Here is a 24,212-nt window from a genome sequence, read left to right as displayed (position 1 = left end):
AAAGCCCGGCCGTGCCGAATTCTTTAACCCCGGCCGCTGATGATTTCGGTTATGCAGGTGGCGCGGCCTGCAACCCGCGCCGCAACCGAAGATCCATACTGCGGAAAGGCGCCGGCCGGCCCGCGGTCAATTGCGAAAACGAACGCGCGTGCAGCTTTATCTCCCGATCGCCGATCTTCCGGTCAACGTGTTCCTCATCCTGGCGATGGGCGCGGCGGTAGGTTTCGTATCCGGCATGTTCGGCATCGGGGGCGGCTTCCTGATGACGCCGCTGCTGATCTTTGTCGGCATCGCGCCGGCGGTTGCGGTCGCGACGGTCGCGAGCCACATCGCGGCCTCCTCCTTCTCCGGCGCGCTGTCCTACTGGCGCAAACGCGCGATCGATCCGATGCTCGCGCTGGTACTGTTATGCGGGGGCATGGCTGGAACCGTGCTCGGCGTCTGGACCTTCACCCGGCTGCGCTCGCTGGGCCAACTCGACCTGCTGATCGCGCTGTCCTATGTGGTGCTGCTGTCCGGCGTCGGTGGGGCGATGTTCTGGGAGGGCTTGCGCGCAATACAGCGAAGCAAGCACGGCCAGGTCGTTCCGCTGCGGCGCTCGGGCGCCCATGGCTGGATTCACGGCCTGCCGCTGAAAGTCAGATTCAAGCGGTCCAAGATCTACCTCTCGGCAATCCCGGTCGTCGCCATCGGGCTCATCATCGGCTTCATCGGCGCAATCATGGGCATCGGCGGCGGTTTCATTCTGGTGCCGATGCTGATCTACCTGCTGCGAATACCGACATCGACCGTGATCGGCACCTCCATGCTGCTCACGCTCGTCACCATGACCTTCGCCACCGTACTGCACGCCGCTACCAATCACCTCGTCGACGTGGTGCTCGCGTTGATCCTGATGACCGGCGGCGTGACCGGCGCGCAATTCGGCGCCCGCGCCGGTCAGCGCATCCGCGGCGAACACCTGCGCCTGCTGCTCGGGCTCTTGATCCTGGCGGTCGGAATCCGCTTTGCGGTCGAATTGGGCATTCGTCCCGCCGACCTTTACACCGTCCGCGAAACCACGGGCGGCACATGAGGACGCGCGCGATATGCCTGGCGACGGGTCTGGCGCTGCTGCTCGGCGTGACCTTCATCGCGGGCGATGCGCGCGCCGAACACCTGATCGTCTCGGTATCGAACCATCGCGTCACCGTGACGCCGAACTATTCAGGGGAGGAACTGGTGCTGTTCGGCTCCATCGAGCGCGAGCGCGATACCCCGGTTCCGCGCTCCGGCTACGATCTCGTCGTGACCGTCAGCGGCCCGCGCGTCGATATGGTCACGCGCCGGAAGGAGCGCTGGTTCGGCATCTGGGTGAATGCCGATTCCCGACAATTCCTCAATGTACCCGCCTATCTCGCGATCTTCGCCAACCGGCCGCTGGACAAGATCGCCACGCCGGACATCCTGCGCCGACAGCAACTCGGACTGAACAACGTGCTGCTGACACAACGCGTCGGTCCCGACTATGCCGACGTTGTGGCGAGCGACCCGTTCCGCCGCGCTTTCATACGGCTGCGCACCGACCTCGGCCTGTACCAGGAGAACACCTCGGCGGTGACCTTCCTGACGCCGACCCTGTTCCGCACCGGCATTCCGCTCCCCGCGGAGGTGCCGACCGGCACCTACACCGTTGGAATCAAGCTCCTCGCCGACGGCGCGCTGATCGCAAAGACCGAGACCGCGTTCGAAATCGTCAAGGTCGGCTTCGAGCAATTCGTCGCCACCACCGCCCGGCAGCACGGCCTCCTCTATGGCGTGGCGACGGCGTGCATGGGGTTGATGGCCGGCTGGATGGCATCGATCGTCTTCCGCAGGGACTGACGGTCAATCCATGGCGCGCTATAGCGCCCATGCGACGCCCATCGCGGCAACTCCGGCGGCCATCACCGCCGTGGCGAGCCAGCCCAGCCAATACAGTTTTCCGGTAACGACAAACCTGCCCATGACGTCGCGGCGGCGTACCATTGCCATCAGCAGCACCATCACCGGTACCGCGAGCACGCCGTTGATGACCGCGCTCCAGTACAATGCCTGGATGGGGTCAACCGGCGTGAAGTTGAGAGCGATTCCGATCGCCGCCGATAGCGCCAGCACGCCATAGAACGCGGCCGCCTCCTTCGGCTTGCGCGCCAGCCCCACCGGCCATCGCCGGCCCTCGCCGATGGCGTAGGCGGCCGAGCCCGCCAGCACCGGAATCGCCAGCAATCCGGTGCCGACGATGCCGAGCGCGAAGATCACTTCCGCGAAGTGGCCCGCAATCGGCCGCAACGCTTCCGCGGCCTGCGCCGACGTCTCGATGTCGGTCTTGCCGGCGGCATGAAACGTCGCAGCGGCGGTGAGAATGATCGCGATCGCGATCAGGCTGGAAAAAGCCATCCCGACAATGGTGTCGGCGCGGATGCGGTTGAACTCCTGCCGCGCGCCGTGGCGCCTGTGGACCAGCGGCTGTTTCGCGACATCGACGCGCTGGTCCTCGGCCTCCTGCGAAGCCTGCCAGAAGAACAGATAGGGCGAGATCGTCGTGCCCAGGATGGCGACGACGGTGGTGAGAAACGACGCGTTGAATTCCACGCGCGGGATCAGCAGGCCCGCGACCGCCTCGCCCCAGGACACATGCGCCACTGCCAGCGCGCCGACATAGGCGAACAGGCTCAGCGTCAGCCATTTCAGGACCGCGACATAGCGGGCGTAATCGAGAAAAATCTGCGCCGCCACCGACGTGACGCCGAACAGCAGCACGTAGGCAAAGGCGGGACCGCCGAACAGCAGCTTGAACGCATCCGCCATGGCGCCGAGGTCGGCAGCGATGTTGATGGTGTTGGCGATAAACAGCAGCGCGACGATGCCGTTCAGCAGGCCCGCAGGATAGTGGCGGCAGACATTGCCGGCGATGCCGTGTCCGGTGACGCGCCCGACGCGCGCGGAAATTTCCTGGATCGCCGCCATCAGGGGAAACGTCAGCACCATGGTCCAGCTCGCGCCATAGCCGAGCTGCGCGCCGGTCTGGCTGTAGGTGCCGATGCCGGAGGGATCGTCGTCGGCCGCGCCGGTGATGAGGCCCGGACCGAGCGTTTTGAGGATAGCGCGCCACCGAAGCGGCTCCCGACCCTCGCCTTTCAAAGACGGGTTGGATGTGCCCAGCGCCTCAATTTTTTCGCGTACCGCTTTTGAACGTTCCATTCCCGCTCCAGCCGCGCCAGACAACGCGGCCGGCCGGTGCCAGTTCCGGAACACAGCGGCCTGCTAGCGGGCAGGCTGTACCGAACCGGCAGCGTGACGGGTGACGAGATAGATGCCGAGCGCCACCGGAACGATCCCGAGCAGGTCGCGGAGCGCGAGGTGCTCGCCGAGCACCAGCCAGGCAAACAACATGGCGAGCGGCGGCATCAGGAAGTGATAGGCGCTTGCCGCGGTCGCGCCGCAGACCTTGAGCAGATGAAACCACAGCACATAGGCGAGGATCGAGCCGCACAACACGAGATAGGCAAACGCCGCCAGCAGGCGCCAGCTCGGCACGATGTCGCCGACATCAGACAGCGTTGATGCGAACGGCAGCAGCACGACGCCGCCAGCCAGATTCTGGACGCCGTTGCCGAGCCAGAGATCGCCTTTCGGCGCGAGCCGCTTGAACAAAATGGTGCCGGCCACGATCGAGGCCAGCGAAGCCAGCGTGAACGCAACCCCGTGCAGGCTGTCGGTGCCGACCGATATGCGATCCCAGACGATGAAGGCCACGCCGGCGACGCCGAGCAGCAGGCCAACGATCTTGCGCCAGGTCAGACTCTCGCCGAGAAAGACCGCGGCCAGCACCGCAGTGAAGACCGGGTTGGCGCTGACGATCAGGCCGCCGAGACCGGCCGATACGGTTTGCAGGCCGATATAGCCAAGACCGAGATACAACGCATTGTTGGCGATGCCGAGCAGCGCAAAGGTCGCGACATCGTGGCGGGAGAGTGACCAGCCCTCGCCGCGCAGCATGGCAATGCCGAATATCAGGATGCCCGCCAGCAGAAATCGCGCCGTGAGCAGGATCAGCGGCGGACAATTGGTGACGCCGATCTTGCCGGCGACGAAGGCGAAGCTCCACAGCAGGCAGAACGCGGCAATGGCGAGCGGCAGCGTGTTGAAGGCGGAGCGTGATGCGGTGGGCGAGGCAAGGGAGGGCGACATGAGGGACATTGGGAAGTCTCCTTTGCCTCCATTTAGGCCTGGGCCTTGTCATTTGGAAATTAAATGATAAAATAATAATCAGTTGATTTTCGAATGGTGAGAGCCATGCTGGATCTGGAGCTGTTGCGCAGTTTCGTATCCGTGGTTGACGCCGGGGGCTTCACCCGCGCCGGCGAGCGCGTCCATCGCACCCAGTCGACCGTCAGCCAGCAGATCAAGCGTCTCGAGGACGATTTCGGCCGTCCCCTGCTCAACCGCATCGGCAAGAAAGTCGTGCCTACCGAGGATGGCGAGCGGCTGCTGGCTTACGCGCGGCGGCTGCTGGCGCTGGCGGAGGAAACTCGCGACATGCTGGCGCGGCCGAAAGGCGAAGGCGTCGTCAAGCTCGGAATTCCCGAAGACTTTGCCGCCTATCGCCTGACCGAATTGCTGGCGAGTTTCAAGCGGTCGCATCCCGGTCTGCGGCTCGACGTCCGCGCCGACCAGAGCATGTGTCTGCGCCGCGATCTCGAACGCTGCGAACTCGATCTCGCTTTGCTCAAGCGGCCCGCGGGCGAGAAGGGCGGCATCGGCGTGTGGCCGGAGCGGGTCCACTGGGTGACGAGCAAGGTCCATCCCGTCGATCCGGAAACGCAATCCGTTCCGCTGATCGGCTTTCCGCCCGGCTGCCTTTATCGGGCCGGCGCCATTCACGCCATCGAAAGCGCGGGCCGCACCTGGCACATGGCCTATACCAGTTCGAGCCTCGCGGGAATCCAGGCCGCGGTCGCCGCCGGCCTGGGCCTGGGCCTTCTCTCCGAGATCGCGATCCAGCCCGCGCATCGGGTCCTGACCGCAAAAGACGGCTTTGCGCCGATCGACAAAACCGAAGTGGCGCTGATGGCTACGCCGGAGGCGAGCCCGGCCACGCTGCGCGTCGCCGATCTGCTGGCGGATTTCTGCAATTCGGTACAGGCGAAGGCGGCGTGATCAACAGCAGCGCGATGCGGCGATCGCGTGCATCCGGCTGTCGCCGAGCACATGCGCGACGAAGTCGGTCGAGAAGATTCGGGCGAATGCCCGATCGCGAATGCTGAGGCCCCCCGCATAGGCGCCGAACGCGGGCATCACCGCGCGCTCGCCGTCGCTCGCAAAGCAGCGCCGCTCCATGGAACGGCCACGCGTCGAGACCCGCGCCTTTGGATGCAGGTGACCTGCGATTTCTCCGACCTCACCTGTCGGCTCGTGGCGGAACACGATCCCGCCCAGCGCCACCTCGGTTGCGACCACGCCGCCGAGATCGGACGGCAGCGCCGGATCGTGATTGCCGGAAATCCAGATCCAGTCACGCGGCGCCTGCAGAGCCGCCAGCGCATCGCGATCCGCCGCCGACAGCCGCTCGTGCGCATCGCGATCGTGAAAGCTGTCGCCGAGCGCGATCACGATGCGCGGATCATAATGCGCGACGACAGTCGCGAGCCGCGCAAGCGTCGCCTGGGTGTCATAGGGCGGCAGCAGCACGCCGCGGGTCGCGAAGCTCGAGCCCTTTTCGAGATGCAGGTCGGAGACGACGAGCAGACGCTCCTGTTCCCAGAACAACGCGCCTGAGAGATGGGCCACAAACTCGACGGCTGCGACCAGCAGGGGGGAGCCCGGAAGGGCGTCGTTGATGGCCAGCACGCTCAAGAGATGATCCGAATCGGAAAGAGGCTCGTCGTTTTCATAGATCATGCGAACGATCTTCCGAAAAGAGCCGAGACCAAGGGAACCCGGCAAATATGGGCCGCGAGGGCATCACCGCTCCATCGCTTCCCTGACAAGATCCTCGGCCGCTTCCGCCAGCAACTCGTCCGACGCCTCGCCATAGACCGCCTCGCGGCCGATCTCCAGCATCACCGGCACCGCGAGCGGCGAAATATGGTCGAGCGGCTTGTGGGTGATGCGGCCCTTGATACGCGCCAGCATATCGCTCAGGCGGCGGATATCCAGCAGTCCGGTCGCGGCGTCCGCCCTCGCCGCGCGCAGCAGCACGTGATCCGGCTGGTGCTTGCGCAGCACGTCGTAGACCAGATCGGTCGAGAACAGAACCTGCCGCCGCGATTTCTCCTCGCCGGTGAAGCGCCGCGCAATCAGCCCGGAGATGATCGCGCAACTGCGGAAGGTGCGCTTCATCAGCGCGGACTCCGCTAGCCACGCCTCGAGATCGTCGCCCAGCATATCGGGATCGAACAGCGCGTCGAGATCGAGGCGCGCGTGGCGGATCATCGATGACGCATCGCCGAGCATCCAGATCGCCAGCGCGTATTCGTTGGCGACGAAGCCGAGCGGGCGGGCGCGCATCCGCTCCAGCCGCCGCGTCAGCAGCATGCCGAGCGTCTGGTGCGCGAGCCGCCCCTCGAAGGGATAGCAGACCAGATAGTGCTTGCCGGCGCGCGGAAAGGTCTCGACGATCATCTCGCGCGCATGAGGGACGCGCGAGAACGATGCCTGCAGCGACAGCCATTCCCGCACCTGATCCGGCAGGCCGTTCCATGCGCGCTTGTCGTCCAGCAGATTGCGGACCCGTTCGGCGAGATAGGTCGAGAGCGGGAACTTGCCGCCCATGTAGGAAGGCACCTTGGGATGGTCGTCATTGGCGCGCGAGACGTAGACCTGATCCTCGACCAGCGCCTCGTAGCGCACGATCTCGCCGCCGAATACGAAGGTGTCGCCGGCAACAAGTCCCTCGATGAAATATTCCTCGATCTCACCCAGCATGCGCCCACCGCGCGCGATCGTACCGGTCGATCCCGAACCGCGGTGCCGCGAGCGCACCAGCTTCACCTTCAGCATCGCCTCCTCGACGATGGTGCCGACGTTGAGGCGATAGCTCTGCCGGACGCGCGGATTGGCGACGCGCCAGCGGCCGTCCTTGTCCTGCCTGATGCGAGCGAAGCGCTCATAGGTTTTCAGCGCGTAGCCGCCGGTGGCGACGAAATCGATCACGTTGTCGAAATCGGCGCGCGTGAGATTGGCGTAGGGCGCCGCGGTGCGCACCTCGTCATAGAGTCGATCGGCATGGAACGGCTCGCCGCAAGCGCAACCGAGCACGTGCTGCGCCAGCACGTCGAGCGCGCCGGAGCGCAAGGGGGGCGTATCCTGCGCGTTCTCATTCACCGCATCGATGGCGACGCGGCATTCGAGCACCTCGAAGCGGTTGGCCGGCACCAGCACCGCGCGCGAGGCTTCATCGAGACGGTGATTGGCGCGACCGATGCGCTGCATCAGCCGCGACGAGCCTTTCGGCGCGCCGATATTGATGACGAGATCGACGTCGCCCCAATCGACGCCGAGATCGAGCGAGGAGGTGCAGACCACGCCGCGCAGGCGGCCCGCCGTCATCGCCTGCTCCACCTTGCGGCGCTGCGCGACATCGAGCGAGCCGTGATGCAGCGCGATGGCGAGACCGTCGTCATTGATGCGCCAGAGATCCTGGAACAGCATCTCGGCCTGGCTGCGGGTGTTGACGAACACCAGCGCGGTCCTGTTGCGCTTGATGAGATCGTAGACCTCCCCTAGTGCATGGCGCGCCGAATGCCCGGCCCATGGCAGCCGCTCGCGGGTGTCGAGCATCTCCACGACGGGAGCGGCCGCGCCGCCGGCTGTGACGATGTCGGCGGCGTTCGCCTCGCCTCGCTGCGGCACCAGAAATCGCGCCAGCGACTCCGGCTCCGCCACCGTCGCCGACAGTCCGATCGTGCGCATCCGCGGCGCGAGCCGCCACAGCCGCGCCAGCGCGAGCGACAACAGGTCGCCACGTTTCGAGGTCACCAGCGCATGCAGTTCGTCGAGCACCACGCGGCGCAACGACGAGAACAGGAACGGCGCATCGTCCGACGCCAACAGCAGCGCCATCTGCTCAGGGGTGGTCAGCAGGATGTCGGGCGGATAGCGCCGCTGGCGCTGGCGCCGCGACACCGGCGTATCGCCGGTGCGGGTCTCGACCCTAATCGGCAGCTCCATCTCGGCGATCGGAGCTTCGAGGTTGCGGGCGATATCGACCGCCAGCGCCTTCAGCGGCGAGATGTAGAGCGTGTGGAGGGCCCGGCTTTTGCTCCCCTCTCCCCTCGCGGGAGAGGGCGGGCAAGAAAGCTCTACCAGCGTCGGCAGAAATCCCGCCAGCGTCTTGCCGGCGCCGGTCGGCGCGATCAGCAGCACCGAGCGACCCTCTCGTGTCTTTCGCAGCAAGGCCAGTTGATGCGCGCGCGGCGACCATCCCCGCACCGCAAACCAGCGCAGGAAGCCGTCGGGCAGCGGAGACTGCTCTTCGCGATCCGCGATTCTCACGCCCCGAGAGGTAGGCCGTCCGGCCCGCCCGGTCGAGGCCGGGACCGATGTGTGCCCTCCGAGAGAGAATCAGGCACGCCTCCCCGACCTCCGGCCACGTCCGGCTCGCCGACGCGGTGCCCGGAATCGTCATGCGGCCGCTGATTTTGCTGGATTTTCGGCCTTGCACGGCATCATTCCCGGCAAGTGTGGCCACCGCATCACAGACAAGTTTCCCATCGGGGCGTACAGTTCCCGGGTCATTCGCAGACGGGGAACACAATGAAAAAAATTCTGCTCGGCGTTCTGCTGGCCGGCACCGCGATGAGTGCCCAGGCGGCCGATCTCGCACCGCGGCCCTACACAAAGGCGCCGATGATGGCCCCGGTCTACGACTGGACCGGGTTTTATCTCGGCGTGAATGCCGGCTTCGGGCTTGGCCGCGACCGGACTGTGCATGATTATGGCAACGGCCTCGGAACGTCACTGTATCTGCAGCCCCTCGGCGCGGTCGGCGGCGGCCAGATCGGCTACAACTGGCAGACCAATTCGTTCCTGGGCCCGATCGTGATCGGCGTCGAAGCCGACATTCAGGCCGCGGACATGTCCGACAACCGGACCATCATCCCCGGCGCGTTCCAGTACAACCAGAAGCTCGACTGGTTCGGCACGGTCCGCGGCCGCATCGGCCTGGTCACCGGCCCGACCCTGACCTACGTTACCGCCGGCTACGCCTACGGCGATGCCAACACGACGGTCATCGGCGCTGGCGGGCCACTCCCGTTCAGAGGCACCCGCGACGGCTGGACCTGGGGCAGCGGCGTCGAAGCCGCGCTCGGCGGCAACTGGACCGGCAAGATCGAATATCTTTACCTTGATCTCGGCAACCGCACCGACTCGTTTGCGGGCCAGACGCTGTATTCCGAGTTGCGCGAGAATATCTTCCGCGTCGGGCTCAACTACCGCATCGGCGGCAACAGCACATACACGCCGTTGGCCACCGCCAACTGGAGCGGCTTCTATCTCGGCGGCAATGTCGGCACCGGTACCAGCCGCGACCGCGCCGCGATAGAGGACGTCAACACCGGGACCGGCGTGCTGTTCAATCTTGCGCCCCACGGGTTCATCGGAGGCGCGCAGGCAGGCTACAACTGGCAGTCGGGCAACATCGTTTTTGGTCTCGAAACCGACTTCCAGGGCTCGACGATGGAGGACAACAGGACCTGCATCGGCTGCACGCCAGGCCTTTCGCTCGACTTCAATTCGAAGCTGCAATGGCTCGGCACGGTGCGCGGCCGTCTCGGCTATGCCGTCGGCCCCTCGCTGTTCTACGCAACCGGCGGTTTCGCCTACGGCGACGTCAAGACCGCGATCAACAATGTGGGCTTCTCGGATACCCGCACCGGCTGGACCGTCGGCGGCGGCATCGAGACGCCGTTTACCCTGCTCGGCCTGTTCGGCCCGAACTGGACCGCGACGACGGAATATCTCTACGTCGACCTCGGCGACCACAGTTTCGACCTCGGGGGGTCGGTGGCGCTGACGACCGGCGCGCAGGAGCACATCTTCCGCACCGGATTGAACTATCACTTCAATACGCCGGTGGTCACCAAATACTGATCGCGGCGGCTCCGGACTTTCACGGTCCGGGGCAAGGGCCAAAGCTTTGGGGGAGTGGGCGAGAAGGCCGCATCGTTACAAACGATGCGGCCTTTTTCATGCGCTGATCTCGGGATAGATCAGACCCAACGCCGTCGCGGCAGCGGCCTGCCCAAAACCGCGACTTCTCTTGCAGATGCCAAAACAGTCTTCGCACCATGTCCGATCCCGTGATCCGAGCCGCCGTTGAGGCTGACCTTCCCGCGGTCACCGGGATTTACGATCATGCCGTCCGTTTCGGGACCGCAACCTTCGAGCTTGTCCCGCCCGATCTCGCTGAAATGACGCGACGCTTCGGCTTACTCCGCGACGGCGGCTTTCCTTATCTGGTCGTGGAAATGGACGGGGGCGTGGCCGGCTATGCCTATGCCGGTCCCTACCGGCCGCGGCCGGCCTATCACTTCACCGTGGAAGATTCGATCTACCTGGCGCCAGCTGTCCATCGCCGCGGCGTGGGGATTCAGTTGCTGCGTCGCCTGATCGCCGAGTGTGAGGCGCGCGGCTATCGCCAGATGATCGCGGTGATCGGCGATTCCGCCAATGCCGGATCGATCGGGGTGCATGCGCGCGCCGGCTTCGCGATGATCGGCACCCACCCCTCGGTCGGCCTCAAGTTCGGCCGCTGGCTTGATACCGTTATGATGCAGCTTTCGCTCGGCGACGGCAGCAGGACGATTCCCGAAAAACCCGTCAGCCCCTGACCGGCTGACGATCGCGACACAGATGAGTGGTTCCACCTCGCACCTGTTTTCGCGCGGCAACCAAAAACTCCGACGGGACCTGAGCCACGCCTGGTCCGGCTACAGGCTGCTTCGGAAGATCGCCGCGACGGGCCGCCGCACTTGCGCGGCCCGATCCACAATTCCCATGTTCTGTGGTGCCACCCCATTTCTGGGGACGATTTTGAGGAGTTCGATGAACTATTTTCGAACGGCGATCCTGCTGGCGGGCCTTACCGGCCTGTTCATGGGCGTGGGCTATCTGATCGGTGGCGCCAGCGGCGCGATGATCGCGCTCGTCGTCGCGGGCGCGACCAATATCTTCGCCTACTGGAACTCCGACCGCATGGTGCTGTCGATGTACGGCGCCCATGAGGTCGACGCCGCGACGGCGCCGGACCTGCACCGGCTGGTGGCCGAACTCGCCGCCCGCGCCGGACTGCCGATGCCGCGCGTGTTCCTGATGGACAATCCGCAACCCAACGCCTTCGCCACCGGCCGCAACCCGGAGAACGCCGCCGTGGCGGTGACGACCGGCCTGATGCAGTCGTTGCGCCGCGAGGAACTGGCAGGCGTGATCGCGCATGAACTCGCACACATCAAGCATCACGACACGCTGCTGATGACCATCACCGCGACGTTTGCCGGCGCGATCTCGATGCTGGCGCAGTTCGGCATGTTCTTCGGCGGCAACCGCGACAACAACGGGCCCGGTCTCATCGGCTCGCTGGCGATGATGATCCTCGCGCCGCTCGGCGCCATGCTGGTGCAGATGGCGATCAGCCGGACCCGCGAATACGCCGCCGACGAGATGGGCGCGCGCATCTGCGGCCAGCCGATGTGGCTCGCCTCGGCGCTGGCGAAGATCGACAATGCCGCACATCAGGTGCCGAACATGGAGGCGGAACGCGCCCCCGCCACCGCGCACATGTTCATCATCAACCCGCTGTCGGGGCGCGGCATGGACAATCTGTTCGCCACCCACCCTTCGACCGAGAACCGGATCGCGGCGTTGCAGAGACTGGCCGGGCCATCCGGGAGCGCCGCATCCGGTCCGGGACCCGCGCCAAATAGCGGTTCGGGCGGTCCTTGGGGCGGCCAATCGCGTTCCCGCGGACCCTGGGGTTAGAGCATTCTCAAGCGAAGTGGATGCTGGTTCGCGTCAAGAAAACGCGTCGAATCAAAAATATAAAGCTTCGCTTCTGATGGAATCAGAAGCGGAAAGGCTCCAGCCGGAGCCGGGGCGCTCCGGCATCCTCCGATGTGTCGCACACCTCCCGGGAGGTCATTGATAGAGCCGGCGCGCGGCGCCTGCGCACAAAGGCCGGCGAAGATCCGGCCGGCCTGAAAACGCCAATAACCTCAAACCCCGGACTTGCAAAAATAAAATTGGAACCAAAAGGCCGCATGCGGCGTTTCGTTCCAATTGTGACTTGGTGCCAGGGCATCCGCGATCGCCCGTGGAGGCCGGGCCGTCCAACGACCTATCCGTTCGATGCTGGAGAAGGCAGGTAACAGTTCGAGAGCTTTCCTCGCCGGCGGCGGGGAGGTGGGTGATTTGACCCGACGGTTCGATTGGGCCGCCACATCGGTCGGCGCTCCCGAAACCTGGCCTCAGAGCCTGCGCACGGCGGTTTGCATCATACTCAACTCCAGCCACCCGATGTTCATCTGGTGGGGGCCGGACCTGATCCAGTTCTATAATGACGCCTGCCGCCAGACCATGGGACCGGAGCAGCATCCCCACGCGCTCGGCCGAAAGGGCCGGGAGTGCTGGGTCGAGAGCTGGGACATCATCGGTCCCCAGATCGAACACGTCATGGCCGGCCGCGGCGCGACCTGGCATGAGGACCAGCTCGTTCCGGTGACCCGCCACGGCAAGCTGGAGCAGGTCTACTGGACCTACGGCTTCAGTCCGATTCACGATGAGAGGGGCGTCGGCGGGGTGCTCGCGGTGTGCCGCGACGTCACGCGCGAGCATCTCGCCAAGATTGCCTTGCAGGAGCGGGAGACCGAACTCGCACGCGTGCAGGCGATCGGCCGGATCGGCGGTCTCGAGGTTGACCTGCGAACCGGTCATCGCAGCCGCAAGTCACCAGAATATTTGAAGATCCACGGCCTTCCCCCGGAAGCCGTTCACGAAAACCACGAGGACTGGCTGCGCCGCGTCCATCCCGATGACCGTGCGGTCGCCGAAGGGCAGTTCATTGATGCGGTGCGGGGCGGTGATCGCGAATATGCGGTGCGCTACCGCATCATCAGGCCGAACGACGGCGAGACCCGCTGGATTTCCGCGCGATCGGTAATCGAGCGCGACGCCGACGGCAATGCGGTGCGGTTGTTCGGCGCGCATATCGACGTCACCGACCAGGTCGAAGCGGAGCGCGCTATCCGCCAGCGCGAGGAGGAATTCCGCACGCTTGCGGAAGCGTTGCCGCATCACGTCTGGACCGCGACGCCTAGCGGCTCGTTCAACTGGTTCAACCCGCGCGTCTACGACTATGTCGGCGCGAGGCCTGGTGAGTTCGGCGCCAAACACTGGGACAAGGTGGTCCATCCGGACGACGCATCTGCCGCGCTGGCGGCGTGGACCCGTGCGGTGAGCAGCGGCGAGCCCTATGAGATCGAATTCCGGCTGCGCCGGGCCGACGGCAGCTATCGCTGGTTTCTGACGCGCGCGGTGCCGGCGCGCGACGAAGACGGCCGCATTACCCGCTGGATCGGCACCAACACCGATGTCCACGATCAGAAGCGGATCGCCGGCGAACTCGCCGAACTGAACGCGACGCTCGCCGATCGCGTCGAGAAGAAAACCCGCGAGCGCGACCGGATCTGGAACGTGTCGCAGGATCTGCTGCTGGTTACGGACCACGACGGCATCTGGCGGTCTGTCAACCCCGCCTGGACCAGGACGCTCGGCTGGAGCGAGGACGAGCTGCTGGAGCGTACCGCGGAATGGATCGAGCACCCCGAAGACATTGTCAAGACGCGGGTCGAAGTCCGTCGCCTCGCGCGCGGCAAGGCCACGATGCGGTTCGAAAACCGGCTTCGCCACAAGAACGGCACATACCGGTGGCTGTCCTGGACCGCGGTCCCGGATCAGGACCTGATCTACGCCGTGGCGCGCGACGTCACCGCGGAGAAGGCCGCGGCCGAGCGCTTGAGAGCGGCGGAGGACGCGCTGCGTCAATCGCAGAAGATGGAGGCGGTCGGCCAGTTGACCGGCGGCATCGCTCACGACTTCAACAACCTGCTTACCGGCATCGTCGGTTCGATGGATCTGATGCGGACGCGCCTTGGTCAGGGACGGACCGATAGCGTCGGACGCTACATCGAGGCAGCGATGGCTTCAGCCAACCGGGCCGCGGCGCTGACGCACCGGCTGCTGGCGTTCGCCCGCAGACAGCCTTTGGTGCCGAAGCCCGTGGACGCCAATCAGCTCATCCTGTCGCTGGAGGACCTGCTGCGCAGAAGCATCGGCGAAACCATCAATCTGCAAATCTTGTCGTCCGAAAGGTTGTGGCCAACGCTGTGCGACCCGAACCAGCTTGAGAGCGCGCTGCTCAATCTCGCCATCAACGCGCGGGACGCCATGCCGGGCGGCGGCAAGCTCACGATTGCCACCGCCAACACGACCGTTCGCGCCGATGACACCGGTTCCTCCGCCATCCCGCCGGGCGACTATGTCTGCATCACCGTCGCCGATACCGGAACGGGCATGACCGCCGACGTGGCGGAGCGCGCTTTCGATCCGTTCTTCACCACAAAACCAATCGGCCAGGGGACCGGACTCGGCCTGTCGATGATCTACGGATTCATCCGGCAGTCGAACGGCCACATCTCTCTCGACACCATGCCAGGACGAGGCACGTCGATCAGGCTTTACCTGCCACGCCACAACGGCGTTCCCGAGGCCGATCAAGTGCCCGTCAACAGGGACAGGGTCTCTGCGACCGGCGAAACCGTGCTGGTCGTCGAGGATGAGCCGGTCGTGCGCGGCATCATCGTCGAGATGCTGCACGATCAGGGCTACCGGACGCGCGAGGCCCCGGACGGAGCGGCAGGCCTGCGGATTCTGCAACTGGACAAACCCGTCGATCTTCTGCTGACGGACATCGGGCTGCCCGGCATGAACGGCCGCCAGCTTGCGGATCAGGCGCGGAAACTGCGACCTAACCTGAAGATCCTCTTCATGACCGGCTATGCCGAGAACGCCGCAAACGCCGAAGGCTTTCTGCAACCCGGCATGGATATGATCACCAAGCCGTTCGATCTCGGCCATCTGTCGCAGCGCGTGCGCGACATCATCTCAAGCTGATGTAGAGCAGCGCGTTCGGCGCCGTCATCGTGAGCGCGGAATATCCAGATACGATCGAAGCGAATTGTTCCCTGCTCAGACGCAGTTTGCCGGTAAAAACCGGCGGAACGAATGCCCAAGCCCGGACTTTTCTCCTCCGCAACATTCACCATCGGAGGAAATTTTATGATCCGTCGCGTTATCGGAACTGCTGCGATTGCGGTCGCCCTGGTGCTTCCAGCCTCTGCCATCGCCCAGGGTGTACCGGGCGGCATCGAGCAGGGTGCCCGCGAAGGTGAACGGGCCGCAGGGCCGGTGGGCGCCGTCGTTGGCGGAACCATTGGCGGAGTTGTCGGCGGCGTCGCCGGTGTACTGGGCGTCGACCAGCGTCCGCGCTTCCGCCACTATGTGGTCGAACAACACCGTCCGTCCTACCACTATCGCGAGGACGTTCGCGTCGGTGCAGTCTTGCCGGAAGCCGGCGTAACCTATTACGAGGTTCCGGCCGAATACGGCGCACCGCAATATCGCTACACGGTAGTGAACGATCGGACCGTGCTGGTTGATCCCAGGACCCACCGGATCGTCGATGTCATCGAATGACGCCGTCTTAATAATGCAGTGTGGATGAGGCCGCCGCGGGCGGCCTCTTTGCGTTCAGGGATGCGGTCTCATGCGCAGCCGATCAGGAACGGGTTGCTTGTTCGCTCATGGCCGATGCTCGATCCCGGGCCGTGTCCACAGATGAATGCGACGTCGTCGCCGAGCGGCAGCAGCTTGTCGGTAATGGATTTGATCAACGTGGCATGATGGCCGCCGGGCAGGTCGGTGCGGCCAATCGAGCCGTTGAACAAAACGTCGCCGACATGCGCGAAGCCCATTTCCCTGTTGAAAAAAACCACGCTGCCCGGCGAATGGCCGGGGCAATGAAGAACGTCGAATTCGAGTTCGCCGACCTTGACCCGGTCGCCCTCTTCGAGCCAGCGATTAGGCGTGAAGTTGCGCATGCCGGTCATGCCGTAATTGCGTCCGCTCTCGACCACCAGGTCGAGCAGGAACCCGTCGGCGATGTGCGGTCCCTCGATCGGGACCTTCAGCGCGTCGCGCAATTCCGCAGCACCGCCGACATGATCGATATGACCATGCGTGAGCCAGATTTGTCTGACGCTAACGCCCGCTTTTTCGATGGTGCGCCTGATGAGCGGAACATCTCCGCCGGGATCGATGACCACGGCGTCCCTGGTGGTCTCGCACCACAACAGCGTGCAATTCTGCCGGAACGGCGTCACCGGGATGATGGTGACGCCGGCTTTTGTCGTGGTGCGGTCGTCGGATTGGCTCTCTTGGGTCATGCGTGCACAATGCCGGTTGTTTCGGTGCCGCCAAGCGAATTGAGCGGCGTGGCCGATTATACTCCCCGGCACGTCAAAAACACGAACATCGCCTGCATTCGCGTTTATTTGTTATGATGCTGTCGCAATGGAGTCGAACACCGCACGCCTCGCCGTCATCCCTCCGCCGGACCGCCGCCAGTCGGAGACGGCGCTGGCGATTGCGCGCGGAACGGGAAGGCTGTTGCGATCGCTGGGATTTTCCTGCGTCAGCGAGTTGCCGCTGCCGTCGGGACGACGCGCTGATCTGGTGGCGCTGAATGCGAGCGGCGAGATTTGGATCGTCGAAATCAAGTCGTCGGTCGAGGATTTGCGTGCCGATCGAAAGTGGCGGGATTACCGCGCGCATTGCGACCGCCTGTTCTTCGCCTTCACGCGCGACCTGCCGTGCGGGATTTTCCCCACCGACACCGGCCTGATCGTCGCCGACGCCTACGGCGCCCATCTGCATTGCGAAGCGCCGGAACATCGCCTGGCGGCGCCGACGCGCAAGGCAATGATGCTGCGCTTCGCATTGGCGGCGGCCCAGCGCCTCAATCGCCTTGCCGATCCGCAAGGTCATGCCGGAGGAGAGTTTTAGCGTTCGAGAAGCCTCAGCGTGGCGCGCGCTTCGCCAGAATGCGCTGCAAGGTGCGGCGATGCATATTGAGACGCCGCGCCGTCTCCGACACGTTGCGATTGCACATCTCGTAAATGCGCTGGATGTGCTCCCATCGCACCCGATCCGCTGACATCGGATTCTGCGGCAGTTCGGACTTCTCCGGGTTGCTGGAGAGCAGCGCCGCGACCACATCGTCGGCGTCGGCAGGCTTGGACAGATAATCGACGGCGCCCATTTTCACCGCGGTCACTGCCGTGGCGATGTTGCCATAGCCGGTCAGCACGATCGCGCGGGCATCGGGGCGCTCACGCTTCAGGGCCGAGACCACGTCGAGGCCGTTGCCGTCGCCTAAACGCAGGTCCACCACAGCAAAAGCTGGCGCGGACTTTCCGATGTGCGCAAGACCGTCGGAAACGCTGTCGCATGAGGTCACTTCGAAGCCGCGCGTTTCCATGGCGCGCGACAGCCGTTCGAGAAACGGCTTGTCATCCTCGACGATCAGCAGCGAGCGGTCGGCTTGCGGGAAAACGTCGGGAGTAGCGTTCACGATGATACCTCGCGCTTGGTTGACTTTGAACATATGGGCGCTGAAAAACGCGCCGCAAGCAATGGCGCATGACGATCACGGTCTTTGAGAGCTAAGCCGTTGTCTCCGCGATTGTTTTAGATGTCTCAAAGCGAACGCGCGGCCACACGATCTGCACCACCGCGCCATGGTCGGGAAACGTCCGGTTGCTGAAGGATACCCTCGCGCCGGTCCGCTCCAGCAGGGTGCGGGCGATAAATATCCCGAGACCGAGACCGCTGCGCCCGCCTTGCGCATCGCCGACGCTGCGGCGGCGCGACAGGTAGGGTTCGCCGATTCGCTTGAGAATGTCGGGGACGATTCCGGGACCATCGTCGGAAATGACGATTCCGACGGTATCGCTGTTCCACCAGGCGTTGACCTCGACGGCGCTGCGGGCGAAGTCGACGGCGTTCTCCAGAATGTTGCCGACGCCGTAGAGGATCGCGGGGTTGCGCATGCCGACCGGCTCGTGGTCGCCGGCGGCGGTGACCCCGGTCGTGATCTCGATGCCGAAGTCGCGATGCGGCGCGACGGTTTCCTCGATCAGGGTCGACAACGGCATCTGGTCGAACGGCGCACCGGACGACGACAATTGCGCAATCTTGGCGAGGATGTCGCGGCAACGCTGCGCCTGTTCCCGCACGATGCCGAGATCGCCGGCGAGCCGCTGGGGATCCTGTGCGCCATTCTCCTGCAGGGCTTTTTCCAGTTCGCGCGAAACCAGGAAGATGGTCGACAGCGGCGTTCCGAGTTCATGCGCGGCGGCGGCGGCGAGCCCGTCGATCTGGGTCAGATGCTGTTCGCGGGCCAGGACCAGTTCGGTCGCCGCCAGCGCGTCGGACAGCTTGCGCGCCTGCTCCGTCACCTGAAACGTGTAGAGACTGGTGACGCCGATCGCGAGCACGATCGAGAACCAGACGCCGGCGAGATAGATCGGCGGCAGGATCAGCGGGTCCTCGGCGTCCCACGGCAGCGGCAAATGCGTGAAGCCCAGGACCGTCGCGCAGGCGATCGCGAAGGCGCCAAGCGCCATGGTCAGCCGTGTCGGCAATGCCGTGGCGGAGATCAGCACGGGCGCGAGAAACAGAAACGAGAACGGGTTCTGCAAACCGCCGGTGAAAAACAACAGCGCGGCGAGTTCGGTGATGTTCAGCGCCAGCAGCGCCGCCGCATGGCGCGGCTCGAGCCGCTGCATCGGATCGAAAATAACCTGCAAAGCCAGATTGAGCAGCGACGACAGCCCGACGATGATCACGCAGGGAATGATCGGAAGATCGAATTCCAGCCCGTGCGCGACAACGAAGATCGCCGCGAGTTGCCCCAGCGCCGCGAGCCAGCGCAGCCGCAGGATGGTATCCAGCCGAACATAGCGGCGCGGGTGGTTGAAATCGGAAGCGGCGACGTCGGTCATTTCTCACAGCTTATAGCGTTTTCGGATGACCCTCACGATGCGGAGAGGGTCCGCGGGCAGGAGCCGCGACTTCGACGCGCATCTCTCCGATGCCTTTCGATCCATGCGGCAACTTGATTATAGCGGGTGCATCGCCCGATATGTGCTGAGGAACTGGATGACCGGAGATATTTTCGCCACATCCGCGCTCGCGCTGAGCGTCAACCTACTATATGTAGAGCCAGAGGGACCGGAGGCGGATTGACGCAGTGTCTCGCAGCGGCCACTATGCTGCGATGCAAAAGGGGATCGAACAGAATGCCTATCGGTGAATTTGGACGACCGCCAGACATGCCGGCTGAAGTCAGTCCGACCATGACGACGCCGATGTACTGGATGTACGAAATGGCGCAGGCGTCGCTCAATCCGGCTCGCGCCATCACCGACGCGACAAGGATTCTGTTTCAGAACCCGCTCAATCCGTGGTCGAGCACCGAGTTCGGCAAAACCGTCGCCGCCGGCTGCGAACTGTTCGAGCGCACCACCCGCCGTTACGGCAAACCGGAATGGGGCCTGCACGAGACCGAGGTCAACGGCGTCCGCACGCCGATCGAGATTCGCTCGGTCTGGGAGAAGCCGTTCTGCCGTCTGCTCTACTTCGACCGCAAGCATATTCGTCCGCTGCGCAAGCCGCAGCCGCGCGTGCTGCTGGTGGCGCCGATGTCGGGCCACTACGCGACCCTGCTACGCGGAACCGTCGCGGCGTTCATGCCGACGCACGACGTCTATATCACCGACTGGACCGACGCCCGGATGGTGCCGGTCTCCGAAGGTCGCTTCGATCTCGATGACTACGTCGATTACCTGATCGAGATGCTGCATGTGCTGGGCGGAAACGTCCATGTCATCGCCGTCTGCCAGCCGTCGGTGCCGGTGCTGGCTGCGGTGTCAGTGATGGAGGCCGAGGGCGATCCGTGCGTGCCATTGTCGATGACGCTGATGGGCGGACCGATCGATACCCGCAACAACCCTACCGCCGTCAACAACCTCGCCGCCGAGAAGGGCACGGACTGGTTCCGCAACCATGTCATCACCAAGGTGCCGTTCCCGCATCCCGGCGTGATGCGCGATGTCTATCCGGGCTTCCTGCAGCTCAACGGCTTCATCAGCATGAATCTCGACCGTCACATGGCCGCGCACAAGAGTCTGTTCAAGAACCTGGTCAAGGGCGACGGCGATCTCGTCGACAAGCACCGCGATTTCTACGACGAGTATCTCGCGGTCATGGACCTGACCGCGGAGTATTATCTGCAGACGGTCGATCTGGTGTTCGTCAAACACGCGCTGCCCGAGGGCAAGATGACCCATCGCGGCCGGCTCGTGGATCCTTCGAAGATCGTGCGCGTGGCGCTGATGACGGTGGAGGGCGAGAACGACGACATCTCCGGGCTCGGCCAGACCAAAGCGGCGCACGCGCTCTGCACGTCGATTTCCGATAGCCGGCGGGTTCATTACGTGCAGAAGGGCGTCGGCCATTACGGCGTGTTCAACGGCTCGCGCTTCCAGTCCGAGATCGTGCCGCGCATCAATGATTTCATGCAGTCGGTCGCCACAACGCCGATGCACGCGTCGCTCCGCGCGGCTGCGGAGTGAATCTGGATAACACTTGAACCGTTCTCCGCTGGATCGAAGAATCCGGCCATCTGGATGAAAGTCCGGTTCAGCCCGCTTCATGTCAGACACTTATTGGCCTTCTGGATGAGCATGATCTGGCCCGAAAACCGGTTTCCACTTTGCGCTGGCGCGGCTCTCTTTGCGCTGGCGCGACCCTCGGGATCGGAATCGTAGCTCCATGGCGTTTTCAAGCGAAGCATGTCTTCGGGCTTGACCGAGGACGGATACCGTTTGCGTGAAGAAAACGTATCAAATCAGAAATCTTGAGGTCTGCTTTTGATTCCCTCAGCAGCGAAGCTGCTGGAATTCTCGTACATTTGGGCGGTTTGAACGCGCACAAGGAATGGCTTCAGATTCAGACAATGAGCCGCCGAATTCGATTGAATGAATCTCAGATATTTTGTTCCGATACGCATCCCGTAGAGGTTTCGCCGACCTATCCTACTGTATATTGGGCAAATGATTTGTTTTTGCGCCGAGCGATTCGACTGGCGGCGGTTATGGCAAAGTCCGGGCGCTACCCCCGCCCCCGGATTTGCTGAAATGGCCCGCGCACTTCTCTATCGACGCCCCGCCGAACCGTCCCGGCTTCTCGTTAAGCACGGCTCCCAGATTTATTCCGTGCGCTTGCGTCGCCATCGCCGCGCCCGCCGCTACACATTGCGAATCCATCCGAGTGATCGCGAAGCGATCCTGACCATGCCGCCGCGAGGAACGCTCGCAGAGGCCAAGGACTTTGCGCAACGCCACAGCGGCTGGATCGCGGCGCGTCTCGGGCGGCTGCCGAAGGCAGCGCCGTTCCACCATGGCGCGATCATTCCGCTGCGCGGCGTCGCCCACCGGATCGTGCATCGCGCCGGCGAGCGCGGCACGGCGTGGACCGAAACACGTGACAGCGGCGAGCGGATTCTCTGTGTCGCCGGCGGGTGCGAACATCTCGACCGGCGCGTGCACGACTTTCTCAAGCGCGAAGCACGGCGCGACCTGCAAAAAGCCGCGCAACGCTACGCCGATATGCTGGACGTCAAGGTCAAGCGGCTCTCGATCCGCGACCAGTCGAGCCGCTGGGGCTCGTGCACATCGGCGGGGTCGCTGTCGTTCTCCTGGCGCCTCATTCTGGCGCCGCCGTTCGTGCTGGACTATCTCGCCGCCCACGAGGTCGCGCACCTTGTTGAAATGAATCACTCGCCGCGATTCTGGAAGGTGGTGGCCCGAATCTGCAATCACGTCGAGCGCGCCAAGCGGTGGCTCGACGCCGAAGGCAACGATCTCCATCGCTACGGCATTCAGGATTAATCCACTCCGAGAATGGGTCGGTCGCAGCCAGCGCCGCGCCGTCGCGTTCAATCCGCCGCGTTGACCGTCCCTGACGGCGGCGACTTCTCGCCAAGCAGCACGCCGTTCACGACCAGACCGTATTTCGATGTCGGTTGGTCATGGAACCGCTTGCGGGTTTCCGCGACCGAGTCGACGAACCGCGGATCCTGCGGACGCTCCTGACTGTCCATGTAGGTCGCGATGTCCCACGCCTCCTGATCGCTCAGCGAGCCGCCGAGACCGAGCGGCATATTGGCCTTGATGAAACCGGCGGCGGCGTTGATCGAGGCCATCCCCGCGCCCCAGTTGAACGACCGCGCTCCCCACAGCGGGGGGAACACCGTTTGCCCGTCGGCCGATTTCTGCCCCTGGCCATCCGTACCGTGGCAGAGCGAGCAGTGTTGCGCATACGCCTTGGCGCCGCGATCATAGTCCGCCGGCTGTTCCGGCGCCTTCAGCTTGGGATAGCCTTGGCCTTTGACCACGACGCCGGTCGGACCGCCCTTCGCCAGGAAATAGGCGTAGCTCTCCAGCGCCACCAGCACCTTGTCGTTGAACGGCGGCGCCTTGCCGTTCATGCTGTAACGGAAGCAGCCTTGCAGCCGCTCCTGGAAGGTATTCACATGGCCGTTCTTGGCCCGATAGGCCGGATAGAGAAGATAGGCCGCGCCGAGCGGCGCTGAATTCGGCTGACGACCGCGATCGATGTGGCAGTTCGCACAACTCAGGTCGTTGCCGACGAAGCCTTTCGCATTGCGCTGGGTGTCGTGAAAGATTGCCTCGCCGAGCCGTATCATGTCGCCGAACGGTCCCTCCGGAATGTCGCTCTCCGCGGGCGGCGTATAGGCGGGACGCGCGGCTTCGGCTTTTTGCGCCGGAGGCGGCTCAGGCGTTGCGCCTGTCGCCGGAGTTGCTGCGCCCGACAGAACGTATCCGGCAAAGCCGACGGCCGTAAGGACAAGAACGGTCGCAGCCGGAATCGAAGAGGCAACCGGATGGCGTGTCATGGCTTGGTCTCCGATGCAGGGGTCGGCGCCGCCACGGGCAGGCTTTCATAGTAGGCGGCGACGCTCTTGATCTGGTCGTCGGTGAGCTTGCCGGCGACGTTGGCCATCACGCCCATCGGATCGGTCTTGCGATCGCCGGCCTTCCACGACTGGAGCGCTTTCTCGATATAGACGGCCCATTGTCCGGCGAGACGCGGAAAGTCGGTTCCGACGCCAAGACCGGCGGCGCCATGGCATTGCGCGCATCCTGGCAGGTCTTTCGACCAGTCGCCGGTCGCGGCGAGCTTTGCGCCTGCGGCGATCACGGCGGCGTCGGCCGGCGCGGTCTCGGACTTCGGCGTCGCCATATCGGCATAATAGCTCGCAAGAGCCTTCTTCTCGCCATCCGACAGGTCGGAGGCGATCATCATCATGATGCGGTTCTTGCGCGTGCCGTCCTTGAAGCCCGCAAGCTGGCGTTCGAGGTATTGTGCATTGAGACCCGCAAGACGCGGCGCGCCTGTTGCCGGCTGGCCCTCTCCCTGCTTGCCGTGACACGGCGCGCATGACGCCGCTCCGGGGGGGACCGCGTTCGCGGTGGTGTTTTTCCCATCCGCCGCAAGCACCGGCAGCGCCGACATGCCGAGAAGCAGTAATGCTGCGCCCGCCATCGATCTCATTCTGTTGCCCCCGCCTTCATCTCAAGGTTCGCATCGGCAAGAAAATATACTCGTCCGGACAGAAAAGCACGTCGCGGCGAATGTCGCTCGACGACAAAAGCCAGATCCGATTTTGGTTCCGCCAGAACGCGAGCGATTGGCGAAAAGACGGTCCGCATTCGCAATATCGAGAACGCAGCCGGCCGCAGAGATTGCGCTCCAAAGCCTGACTTCTACGTTATAGATCCGACGTGGTCTATCCGTCTGATCGAGCATGATCTTATCCGAAAACCGCTTTCCACTTTTCGGGATCATGCCCTGAAAATCGTCGCATTTTCTTACGGCGAACCGGTACCCACTTGGCCGGAAAATGCTCTAGGGTCGAGACTCAATTGATCCACCAAGTCAGGGTAGCGGCCAAGAGGATTGTAGAGAGGAAGATATCGGCCCGCTTG

20 protein-coding genes are annotated in these 24,212 nt (G+C 64.2%); 11 read left to right on the top strand and 9 right to left on the bottom strand.

All coding sequences use genetic code 11. The annotated features are described in order from the left end of the window. Window positions 1–148 precede the first annotated feature (148 nt). A complete protein-coding gene (locus BGO16_RS18030; protein ID WP_292620533.1) occupies window positions 149–1,075 on the top strand; it encodes a sulfite exporter TauE/SafE family protein in 927 nt (308 codons plus the stop codon). Beyond that, window positions 1,072–1,863, top strand: a complete 792-nt coding sequence (locus BGO16_RS18025; protein WP_292620532.1) for a TIGR02186 family protein — start codon at window positions 1,072–1,074, stop codon at window positions 1,861–1,863. Before BGO16_RS18030 ends, BGO16_RS18025 begins: the two co-directional genes overlap by 4 nt. Before the next feature lie 18 nt (window positions 1,864–1,881). Here the strand turns inward: BGO16_RS18025 and BGO16_RS18020 are convergent, their stop codons facing one another. Further along, the gene (locus BGO16_RS18020; protein ID WP_292620531.1) at window positions 1,882–3,222 is read right to left on the bottom strand and encodes a divalent metal cation transporter; all 1,341 of its coding nucleotides are present in this window, start codon (window positions 3,220–3,222) and stop codon (window positions 1,882–1,884) included. A gap of 63 nt (window positions 3,223–3,285) precedes the next feature. After that, on the bottom strand, window positions 3,286–4,221 hold the full coding sequence (locus BGO16_RS18015) for a DMT family transporter (RefSeq protein ID WP_292620530.1): 936 nt from the start codon (window positions 4,219–4,221) through the stop codon (window positions 3,286–3,288). A gap of 96 nt (window positions 4,222–4,317) precedes the next feature. On the opposite strand from BGO16_RS18015, the gene BGO16_RS18010 reads away from it, so the two are divergent. Then, window positions 4,318–5,181: a LysR family transcriptional regulator gene (locus BGO16_RS18010; RefSeq protein ID WP_292620541.1), complete on the top strand. Its 864-nt coding sequence runs from the start codon at window positions 4,318–4,320 to the stop codon at window positions 5,179–5,181. On the opposite strand, the gene pdeM is transcribed toward BGO16_RS18010, so the two are convergent. Both pdeM and BGO16_RS18000 read right to left on the bottom strand, forming a co-directional pair. Further along, window positions 5,182–5,922: a ligase-associated DNA damage response endonuclease PdeM gene (gene pdeM, locus BGO16_RS18005; protein WP_292620529.1), complete on the bottom strand. Its 741-nt coding sequence runs from the start codon at window positions 5,920–5,922 to the stop codon at window positions 5,182–5,184. A 63-nt stretch (window positions 5,923–5,985) separates the two neighbouring features. Next, window positions 5,986–8,517 carry a ligase-associated DNA damage response DEXH box helicase gene (locus BGO16_RS18000; protein ID WP_292620528.1) on the bottom strand — a complete coding sequence of 844 codons (2,532 nt, stop codon included), beginning with the start codon at window positions 8,515–8,517 and terminating at the stop codon, window positions 5,986–5,988. A gap of 261 nt (window positions 8,518–8,778) precedes the next feature. Here BGO16_RS18000 and BGO16_RS17995 point away from each other — a divergent pair, with 261 nt between their 5' ends. The 5 genes from BGO16_RS17995 to BGO16_RS17975 all read left to right on the top strand — a co-directional run bounded on the left by BGO16_RS17995 (window position 8,779) and on the right by BGO16_RS17975 (window position 15,774). After that, window positions 8,779–10,116, top strand: a complete 1,338-nt coding sequence (locus tag BGO16_RS17995; RefSeq protein WP_292620527.1) for an outer membrane protein — start codon at window positions 8,779–8,781, stop codon at window positions 10,114–10,116. 197 nt (window positions 10,117–10,313) lie between these two features. Continuing rightward, the gene (locus BGO16_RS17990) at window positions 10,314–10,856 is read left to right on the top strand and encodes a GNAT family N-acetyltransferase (RefSeq protein WP_292620526.1); all 543 of its coding nucleotides are present in this window, start codon (window positions 10,314–10,316) and stop codon (window positions 10,854–10,856) included. 214 nt (window positions 10,857–11,070) lie between these two features. Next, complete coding sequence (htpX, locus tag BGO16_RS17985) at window positions 11,071–12,003, top strand: zinc metalloprotease HtpX (RefSeq protein ID WP_292620525.1); 933 nt, start codon at window positions 11,071–11,073, stop codon at window positions 12,001–12,003. A gap of 366 nt (window positions 12,004–12,369) precedes the next feature. Beyond that, window positions 12,370–15,192, top strand: coding sequence for a hybrid sensor histidine kinase/response regulator (locus BGO16_RS17980; RefSeq protein ID WP_292620524.1), 2,823 nt, complete (start codon window positions 12,370–12,372; stop codon window positions 15,190–15,192). Window positions 15,193–15,357: 165 nt separating this feature from the next. Continuing rightward, window positions 15,358–15,774, top strand: coding sequence for a DUF1236 domain-containing protein (locus BGO16_RS17975; protein WP_292620523.1), 417 nt, complete (start codon window positions 15,358–15,360; stop codon window positions 15,772–15,774). Between the two features lie 68 nt (window positions 15,775–15,842). On the opposite strand, the gene BGO16_RS17970 is transcribed toward BGO16_RS17975, so the two are convergent. Beyond that, the gene (locus BGO16_RS17970) at window positions 15,843–16,523 is read right to left on the bottom strand and encodes an MBL fold metallo-hydrolase (RefSeq protein WP_292620522.1); all 681 of its coding nucleotides are present in this window, start codon (window positions 16,521–16,523) and stop codon (window positions 15,843–15,845) included. A 127-nt stretch (window positions 16,524–16,650) separates the two neighbouring features. Between BGO16_RS17970 and BGO16_RS17965 the strand changes: the two genes are divergently transcribed. Further along, window positions 16,651–17,142, top strand: a complete 492-nt coding sequence (locus BGO16_RS17965) for an MmcB family DNA repair protein (RefSeq protein ID WP_292620521.1) — start codon at window positions 16,651–16,653, stop codon at window positions 17,140–17,142. A 13-nt stretch (window positions 17,143–17,155) separates the two neighbouring features. Here the strand turns inward: BGO16_RS17965 and BGO16_RS17960 are convergent, their stop codons facing one another. Next, a complete protein-coding gene (locus tag BGO16_RS17960; protein ID WP_292620520.1) occupies window positions 17,156–17,710 on the bottom strand; it encodes an ActR/PrrA/RegA family redox response regulator transcription factor in 555 nt (184 codons plus the stop codon). 91 nt (window positions 17,711–17,801) lie between these two features. Beyond that, window positions 17,802–19,142, bottom strand: a complete 1,341-nt coding sequence (locus tag BGO16_RS17955) for an ActS/PrrB/RegB family redox-sensitive histidine kinase (RefSeq protein WP_292620519.1) — start codon at window positions 19,140–19,142, stop codon at window positions 17,802–17,804. A 297-nt stretch (window positions 19,143–19,439) separates the two neighbouring features. Between BGO16_RS17955 and phaZ the strand changes: the two genes are divergently transcribed. Further along, entirely contained in the window at window positions 19,440–20,774 is a 1,335-nt protein-coding gene (gene phaZ, locus BGO16_RS17950) for a polyhydroxyalkanoate depolymerase (RefSeq protein WP_292620518.1), read from the top strand. Between the two features lie 480 nt (window positions 20,775–21,254). Beyond that, a complete protein-coding gene (locus BGO16_RS17945) occupies window positions 21,255–22,091 on the top strand; it encodes a SprT family zinc-dependent metalloprotease (RefSeq protein ID WP_292620517.1) in 837 nt (278 codons plus the stop codon). A 47-nt stretch (window positions 22,092–22,138) separates the two neighbouring features. Here the strand turns inward: BGO16_RS17945 and BGO16_RS17940 are convergent, their stop codons facing one another. Together BGO16_RS17940 and BGO16_RS17935 are read right to left on the bottom strand one after the other, a co-directional pair. After that, on the bottom strand, window positions 22,139–23,119 hold the full coding sequence (locus BGO16_RS17940; RefSeq protein WP_292620516.1) for a c-type cytochrome: 981 nt from the start codon (window positions 23,117–23,119) through the stop codon (window positions 22,139–22,141). Next, complete coding sequence (locus BGO16_RS17935) at window positions 23,116–23,769, bottom strand: c-type cytochrome (protein WP_292620515.1); 654 nt, start codon at window positions 23,767–23,769, stop codon at window positions 23,116–23,118. Before BGO16_RS17935 ends, BGO16_RS17940 begins: the two co-directional genes overlap by 4 nt. Between the last annotated feature and the right edge of the window lie 443 nt (window positions 23,770–24,212).

This window comes from Nitrobacter sp. 62-23 (assembly GCF_001897285.1).
Taxonomy (GTDB): domain Bacteria; phylum Pseudomonadota; class Alphaproteobacteria; order Rhizobiales; family Xanthobacteraceae; genus Nitrobacter.
The sequence above is the reverse complement of the archived record's forward strand: the minus strand, read 5'-3'. Positions and strand labels throughout refer to the sequence as shown.